The sequence below is a fragment of the Paenibacillus sp. 01L418 genome (assembly GCF_056400045.1).
Genome location: NZ_JBFTSN010000024.1, coordinates 33,943 through 42,331 on the forward strand (window position 1 = coordinate 33,943; position 8,389 = coordinate 42,331).

Below are 8,389 nucleotides of genomic sequence, written 5' to 3' on the forward strand. Positions count from 1 at the left end.
TTCAAGAGACCGAATGTAAAACKATCAATTAAAGGAGGAATGAGGATGTTTCATTTAAATTCAGCTGTAAAAGATTTAAAAACCAAACATTTTTGTACGGCTATACTCTCTTCGGTCATCATTTTCTCATCTCTTGGCCTTTCTTCCGTTGAAGCTGCTGTTGATCCCTCTTTGCCAAACTGGACTACCGCAGGCTACAAAGGCGGGCAAGCGCTGCCAACGGGCGGTACAATTATTGATCTAACCACAAAGGGCATTTTGGCTAACGACGGTGTTGATGATTCGAATGCACTCCAGCAGGTCATTAACGATATTCGTAGCGGTACACTGAAAGTAAATGGTCAAGCAGTTAGTGATTCCAATCGGGCAATTCTAAAATTCCCGGCCGGACAAATCGATCTAAATAAACAGGTTCGTGTGGATGCGAGCTACGTTACGATTCGGGGTGCAGGCAATAACGCTGCGACTGGAACAAAGATTGTTTTCAAGCCGTCAGCTACTTACTCCGAAGACCCCGCAAACCCTGGAGCCCCGTTAATTGACGGGAAGCTGTGGCCTGGTTACGCTGCATTTCGAGTCGAAGACCGCACCAAGCACGCTAACGATTCTACTTATGAAGGAAGCATTAATTTTCACTGGCTGAGCGGAGAACGAGTCGCTTCCAGCGGTGGCGGTACCAAAGGCAGTACACAAATAAAGGTCGCTTCCGGCAAAGGCAGCTCGTTTCAGGCAGGCAACACCGTATATGTGGGAGCTGCGAACACGGTCGCCTTTTATGATCAAATGCAAGGTCCCGAGCAGTATCGCTACAACGGCCATATGCGGACACAAATGTTTACGGTAGCCAGCGTCAGCGGGGATACGCTAACGCTCGATAAGCCGCTTGAATTTGATGTTCCATTCAGCAACGGCGGGCTGCTGCCTGCAGATCCTGGCGGTTCGAACGCGACCTATTACAGTAAAGTAATGAAAGTAACGACGGTAAAAGGCGTTGGATTCGAAGATTTCTACTTTACGCAAGACATTTCCTATACACCTTATGCCTCAACGATAAATGCCGACGATTATGATGCAGCATCAAATCCCGGTGGAGTCGGACTGAAGTACAAAAATGGGGCATTGGAGTATGCCCTGCACGGCATTTTGTTCAAATGGGCGCAAGACGGCTGGGTAAAGGGCATTCAGACTTATATGACAGGCTCTCATCCGATCGTAACCGAATTCGCCAAAAATATGGAGATTCGCAACAATATTATTTTCGGCTCATGGAACAAAGGCAAAGGCGGTCACGGCTACGTTCGGGGCTCCAAGCTGAATGACAGCAAAATAATCGGAAACAAAATCGACCGTGTGCGCCATCTCACGCTTCAATGGTCAGCAACAGGCAATGTTGTTCAAAATAATACGCTCACAACAGATATGAACTTGCATGGCGGCTGGGAACGCAGAAATCTGATTGAACAAAATACGATTAATATCCCTTTTGAACACAGCTCATGGGGTGAAGGAGAAGGCGGTCAGGATGTGCTTGAGGGCACTTGGTACCCGATTTGGTATGGTGCTGGCCCGCACGCTACAAAGTGGTCCGGATCGACAGGTGAACAAAACGTCTTTTTCAACAACACGATGGCGAAACAAGAGACAAAAGGCGGCCCTTATGTCAGCTACGCGCCTTACAACCAACTCAATAAAATCTATCAGCTTGGATGGGATGGCACGGCTTGGGCTCATTTACAAAAACCAACAGGCACGTTCATCAGCACATGGGGCGGCAACGAAAAAGTAGATTTCACCTCTTCTTCCAATAAAGGCGTATATGCATGCTTGTCATTCACGGGTGCATCCTTGCTTGGCAGCGGCACAGCGACCAATACGTGCACAAGCCCAGAAACCCCAGATACGCAGGCGCCAACCGTGCCGACGGGCTTAACTGCAGCTGCGGTATCAAGCTCACAAATTAATTTAAGCTGGACGGCAGCCTCAGACAACGTAGGCGTCACCGGATATGATGTATACCGCAACGGTTCACTAATTGGCAGTGCAACCGGCACTTCGTATAGCAATACGGGACTCCTAGCGAGTACAGCTTACAGCTTTGCCGTAAGAGCGAAAGACGCGGCTGGAAATACATCTGCTTCGAGCAATATAGCAAGCGCAACAACACAAGCTGGCGGTGGCGGCGGTACCAGCATTACGCTAAGCCCGTCAGATGACTCCTATGTACATGAAAGCAATGGAGCAAAAAACTACGGTGACACCGCATCCATGTATGTGAAGACGGACACCTCGCAAACTCGTTATTCCCTTCTTAAATTCAGCCTCGGCTCTATAACCGGAACAGTAACGAATGCCAAGCTTCGTGTTTATGGAAGCGCATCTGCCTCGACTACTTTAACGGCATCACAGACAACGGATTCTTGGACGGAAGCCGCAGTGACTTGGGCTAATAAACCTCCAATAGGCACAGCTGTTGGTTCTGTAGTGATGAATACAACCGCTGCGTATTACGAGATTGATGTAACGGCCTACGTGCTGGCTCAAGCAGCCGGGGATGCTATTGTTTCTTTTGTACTCAGTGAATCTGCTGGGAAGTATACCACGCTCAACTCCAGCGAGAACTCGGCCAATAAGCCAGAGCTCATTGTTACAAATTAATTTGTTCATCCGCAAAACCAGGTTTATTTTGAAGGAGATGAAGACGTGACTAAGTCTTTTAAGTCCATTGGTCTGTTAATGAGTATTTTTATGATGATATCGATGCTGAATGTTGGCGCCGTGTTTGGTGCCACCTCTACACTCAGTCCTACTGATGACTCTTATGTTTATGAAAGCAATGCAGCTACAAATTATGGTTCTGCTACTTCCATGTTCGTTAAAAATACTAGTGGATCAGAGCGGCTCACGTTTCTGAAATTTAGTTTGAATGGCCTTTCTGGCATTACAAGCGCTAAGCTTCGGGTCTATGCGAAAGCATCATCAACCTCTACCTTAACCGCTTCTCAAACGGCAGACAGCTGGACACAAGCAGCACTTACATGGAGTAGCAAACCTGCAACCGGCAGCCTTATCAATAGTGCAGCTCTAACAACCAGCTTTCAATATGTAGAAATTGATGTAACGGCCTACGTGCAAGGGCAAGCGAGCGGCGATGGTGCTGCTTCCTTTGTATTATCAGAAACGGCTGGGAAATATACAGAAATAAATAGTAAGGAGAATACCTCCAATAAACCAGAGCTGGTTGTCGTCTCCAGCACCGGTGGAGGGGGAGGAGATACAATCGCACCGACTGCACCAACTGGTTTGGGCGCCTCCGTTGCTTCGAGCAGTCAAATTAACTTGAGCTGGAACGCTTCCTCGGATAATGTGGGCGTGACTGGATATGACATCTACCGCGGCGGCGGTTTTCTCAAATCGGTAGCCACAACTACAGCCAGTGATACTGGCTTGTCCGGGTCGACAACCTACAGCTATTACGTAAAAGCAAAGGATGCGGCAGGCAATCAGTCCGTTTCGAGCAATACCGTCAGCGCTACTACACAGTCCGGCGGGATRGCAGCTTGTTCCGGCGCATTAACCTCCGCAGCTGCTATTCAAGCTGCGATGATCAATGCGAGCGCAGGTACGATAATCACGATTGCGCCAGGAACCTACTCGGGTATTCGAGCTGCAAGCGGTGATCCTAGATTGGATGCTAACGGCGTTCCAACTGGTGTTTTCTATTCTGGCGCCAGCGGCACTTCCGGCAGCCGCATCGTGTTGAAGGGTTGTGACCCAGCTAATCCCCCTATATTGCAAGGACCCGCCACCAATGATGGTTCTTATGGCATTCATCTTACAGGCGACTATTGGGACATTCGCGATATTAAAGTAACAAGAGCACAAAAGGGGATCATGATTGACAATGGAAACTACAACTTCATCTACAAGGCCGAAATATACAATGTGGGCGACGAAGGCGTTCATTTCAGAGACGGCAGCTCCTACAATACACTGGATAACGCCAACATTTATGATACTGGAAAATATCAAGCGGGATACGGTGAAGGCGCTTATGTAGGATCGGATGAAAGTGCTGCTTACGAGCACACCGTCATTGGCAATACTATAAGATACACCACTTTCGGCCCTGGAATAACAGCTGAGCATATCGATATTAAAGAGGGTGCTGACGGAACTCTCGTGGAATATTGCACATTTAACGGCACTGGAATTTCCGGAGCAAACTCAGCGGACAGCTTTATTGACGTGAAGGGTGTTAACTCCAAGATCTACAACAATACTGGCAGCCGCAATGGCAATAGCAGCGTAGTCGATGCGTTCCAGAATCGCACCCACGGCTCAAGCTATCCAACTGGCACCAATAATGATTTCAAAAACAATAATGTCCACTTGGACGGGGTCGGGTACATCGTTAACGCAGTAGGCGGTTCAGCTAAAGTAAAGGACAACACAAGATCCGACGGCTCTTCTAATCTGTATAAAGGAAAGTTTACCCTATATTAATAGCTTATAAAAAATAGCAGCCCCTTTGTCGCTTTAATAAGTAGACACCGAATAAATCGATCAAAGCCCCAGTACAATTGCACTGGGGTATTTTTGTATTATTTTACATAAAAATATTAATATCTCATAAATTTATCCCTAAAAATAGTTCAAATGTTGTAACAATCGACACAAACAAACAAAATAATATAGTTATTACCGTCTATATATTAAATTTTTGGAAGATTATATACTTGTTGTTGAAATTAACAAAATAGTTTAGGAGGATGTCTATGAAACGCAAACTGATAAGCAGAAAGCTCATCCGCATAACCGTCATTGTATTATCCACTTTGTTATTATTGGCTCAATTGGAAGCGGTGTCAAAAACCGTGTCCGCCAATGCTCCTCAGCAGCAAGCTGCATTAACGGCCTCACCGTGGGTGTCCACCCAAGTGTATTTAACCGGCGATGAAGTGAGCTACAATAACAACAACTATCGAGCCAAATGGTGGACACAAGGCGATATACCCGGTGCTGGCGCTCCATCGAGCTCACCATGGCTGCTGCTTGAGCCAGGTACGGGCGGGGGCAACCAAGACCCAACTCCACCTACAGCTCCAACGAATCTTGCCTCGCCAGGAAAAACCGCTAATTCAGTCACATTAACTTGGAATGCTGCAACAGACAACATTGCTGTTACCGGTTACGATATTTACCGCGGCGCTACAAAAGTTGGTTCCACAAACGCCTCCACATTAACTTACACCGATACTGGCTTGCAGCCAGACACTTCGTATATCTACTCTGTATCCTCAAAAGACAGCTCCAACAACACAACAGCAAGTACGCCCATCACCGTAAAAACCTCTCTTGCCGAACTGAATGTCGGACAAAGCCGCGTTCTAACCGATGAACAAATTACAGCACAATGGGGTGGAATTGATCCTCAATATTCACCAGCAAACGCAGCGGCAGCCGTACAAACCGCACTGCCAAAAACAGAATATGAAGCACTGTTCCCGATGCGTATCGGCACACCTGCATGGCACACTTTCGCTGCTAGCAAAACGTATTATAAACCTGGTCAAGTCGACTATTATTCTTATGACAACCTAATCGCTGCAGTAACAGACGTTGCAAACATTAAGTACAAGCTTGAATACCGCCAAGGTGCTACATGGAACAACCGTGTATTCCGCTTGAACAAAACAACGAAAACAGAAACACTCATTTCTCAAAATGCAGATTTCAACGCTTCATGGAATTTGACCGTACCGGTCATCTCTAAAACGGTTGATTTTGGCACATTTATTAAAGAAGGTTCCGCTGTAAACCGCAAGCGCGAGCTGGCAGCTTTCCTCGCGAATATTGCGCATGAAACAGGCGGAGGCTGGGCGACAGCACCTGGCGGCGAGCTGAGCTGGGGACTATTTTGGAATGAAGAAGTCGCTTATATTAATTCCACAAACACAGGGTACATTCAAAGCCATGCTGAATTCCCTCCAGTTCCAGGCAAGTCGTATCACGGACGTGGACCAATTCAGCTTAGCTGGAACTACAATTACGGACTTATTAGCGGAATTATTTATGGCACTCAGAACACATTGCTCCAACAACCTGAATTAATCGTAAACGACGGCAAGCTAGGTTTTATGACAGCTATCTTATTTTGGATGACTCCACAACCGCCGAAACCTTCTGCACATGATGTAATGGTCGGCAACTGGACACCATCTGCGTCAGACATTGCCAAAGGGTTAACGCCTGCTGGGTTTGGTGTAACCATTATGATTATTAACGGCAACTTTGAAGGAAACAAAGACGAGACGGACTACAGAGTCGGTCGCCGTGTTGGTCATTACCGTGACATTACGACGAGAATGGGCATCAGTATAACTGGCGAGAAAGTCAATACAATCGGGATGAGCCCGTTCTAACAAAGTAAAAACCAGCCAATCGATGCAGCTGAAAAGACTAAAACAGCAGCCCCTATTTGTTAAGGGCTGCTGTTTTAAGTGAAATGCAGATATCTATCCTGCTCGGATGACTCGGCGTCTTTTCGCGTTCCAGAACTTGATCCATACGTCCCTATCATCATCGCGATATAGACGAATACCTATGATTTTAAAAGGTGTCCAAATTTCATTAAAATAGTAGTGAGGCATATAACTCCATCCTTTAATAAAAATTCCAAGTTTCAGACTCTAGGATGAACTTATTCACTTATTCCGACTTGCCAGTATGTTCAGCAAAACGGTTACAGCTTCAGCTCTTGTGGCATGGTCTTGAGGGGCGAATTCATTATTGCCCTTCCCTTTTACAATGCCCGCTTGTTTTACGTAAGCAACGCTAGCTCTCGCCCACGCAGGAATATCATTATCATCCGCGAAGCTTGTTGCAGCAATGGCTTCCGTAGAATGACCCAAAGCTTTAGCTAGTATAACTGCCATTTCTGCGCGTGTAATCTCTGCATTCGGAYGGAAAGTGCCGTCCTCATAGCCATTAATAATACCTTCCTGTACCGCTTGTGCGATTTCTTTCTGCGCCCAAGCTGGAATCTTTGTTGTATCTATGAATGACAGTTCCGCTCCCGCTTCTTGCGGCTTCAACAAATTCATCAGCATGACTGCAAATTCTCCGCGTGTCACGGTATGGTTAGGTCTAAATGTACCGTCCGGATAACCTGTCACGATTCCATTGCTAATCGCTTGCTTGATGTTATCTTCAGCCCAGTGTCTGGAGATATCAACTAAGCTAATCGTTGGTGTTGGTGACGGTGTCGGTTTTGGCGTAGGTACCGGAGTTGGTGTTGGCGCTGGTGTAGGTACCGGCAAACCACCTCCACCAGATACAACCTCTTTTGCACGTGTAACAATGATATTGTATTGCTTCTTTGTAACACCGTCTTCGGCTGTTACGTGAACGATGAATGTGTTCTCTCCTACTGAAAGCTGTTTGAAACCTAAATCTGTTTCATTAATCGTAGCTGTTGCATCACTCTTAGTAGCTGTAATCGTTGTACTCGTCACGTTATAGGCTACATTTCCGGTATAAGCGAATGTACCATTTACAAACTTCGGACTGAGTGTGACGCCGTTTAATGTCAGTTCGCTGAGCGTTGCATCTGCGCTTTGCGCACGTGTTACGATGACGGTGTATTTTTTTGTACTGCCGTCCTCTGCTGTGACTTGCACAGTAATGGTATTTTCACCTACTGAAAGCTGTTTCGGACCTAGATCATCAGCTGCAATGGCAGCCGCATCATTATTCTTAGCTGCTTCAACTATCGTGCTCGTCACGTCGTTAGCTGCATTTGCCGTATACTCCAAAGTTTCGCTGTCAAACGTTGGACTAAGTGTCACGCTGCTTAGAGTCAATGAGCTTAACGTTGCGTCTGTGCTTGCTGCTCGCGTTACGGTAACCGTATAGTTTTGTGTGCTGCCGTCTTCTGCTGTTACATGTACGGTAATCACATTCGTTCCTACCGATAACTGTTTCAAACCTAGATCGGCTGCTGTAATCGCAGCTGTTGCATCACTTTTGATTGCCGCAACTGTCGTGCTCGTCACGTCGTTAGCTACATCTGCTGTATACTCCAAAGTTTCGCTGTCAAACGTTGGGCTAAATGTAACGCCGCTTAGTGTCAATGCGCTTAACATTGCATCTGAGCTTGCTGCACGTGTTACGGTGACCGTATAATTTTTTGTACTGCCGTCTTCCGCTGTTACATGTACGGTGATCATATTCTCTCCTACCGTCAGCTGTTTCAGCCCTAGATCGGCTGCTGTAATCGCAGCTGTTGCAGTACTCTTGCTTGCCGCAACTGTCGTGCTCGTCACGTCGTTAGCCACATTTGCGGTGTACGTTAATGTGCCGCTGGCAAATGCCGGACTGAGTGTCACGC

The 8,389-nt window shown here is 46.7% G+C and carries 4 protein-coding genes; 3 read left to right on the forward strand and 1 reads right to left on the reverse strand.

The genetic code is table 11. From position 1 onward, the window contains the following. The first annotated feature begins 45 nt into the window (after positions 1 to 45). From AC1DSE_RS05705 to AC1DSE_RS05715, 3 genes are all read left to right on the forward strand, one after another. Positions 46 to 2,655 (forward strand): CBM96 family carbohydrate-binding protein, encoded by a 2,610-nt coding sequence (locus tag AC1DSE_RS05705; protein ID WP_477509561.1) that lies wholly within the window; start codon positions 46 to 48, stop codon positions 2,653 to 2,655. 45 nt (positions 2,656 to 2,700) lie between these two features. Continuing rightward, entirely contained in the window at positions 2,701 to 4,503 is a 1,803-nt protein-coding gene (locus AC1DSE_RS05710; RefSeq protein ID WP_477527482.1) for a CBM96 family carbohydrate-binding protein, read from the forward strand. A gap of 272 nt (positions 4,504 to 4,775) precedes the next feature. Continuing rightward, on the forward strand, positions 4,776 to 6,422 hold the full coding sequence (locus AC1DSE_RS05715) for a glycoside hydrolase family 19 protein (protein WP_477509563.1): 1,647 nt from the start codon (positions 4,776 to 4,778) through the stop codon (positions 6,420 to 6,422). 282 nt (positions 6,423 to 6,704) lie between these two features. On the opposite strand, the gene AC1DSE_RS05720 is transcribed toward AC1DSE_RS05715, so the two are convergent. Beyond that, positions 6,705 to 8,389, reverse strand: a 1,685-nt coding sequence (locus tag AC1DSE_RS05720) for a cadherin-like beta sandwich domain-containing protein (RefSeq protein WP_477527483.1), incomplete at its 5' end; no start/stop codon positions are given.

What these genes read in the sequence shown, in the direction of transcription:
- AC1DSE_RS05705 (WP_477509561.1), top strand. Translation starts at nt 46, where the DNA reads ATGTTTCATTTAAATTCAGCTGTAAAAGATTTAAAAACCAAACATTTT.
- AC1DSE_RS05715 (WP_477509563.1), top strand. Translation starts at nt 4,776, where the DNA reads ATGAAACGCAAACTGATAAGCAGAAAGCTCATCCGCATAACCGTCATT.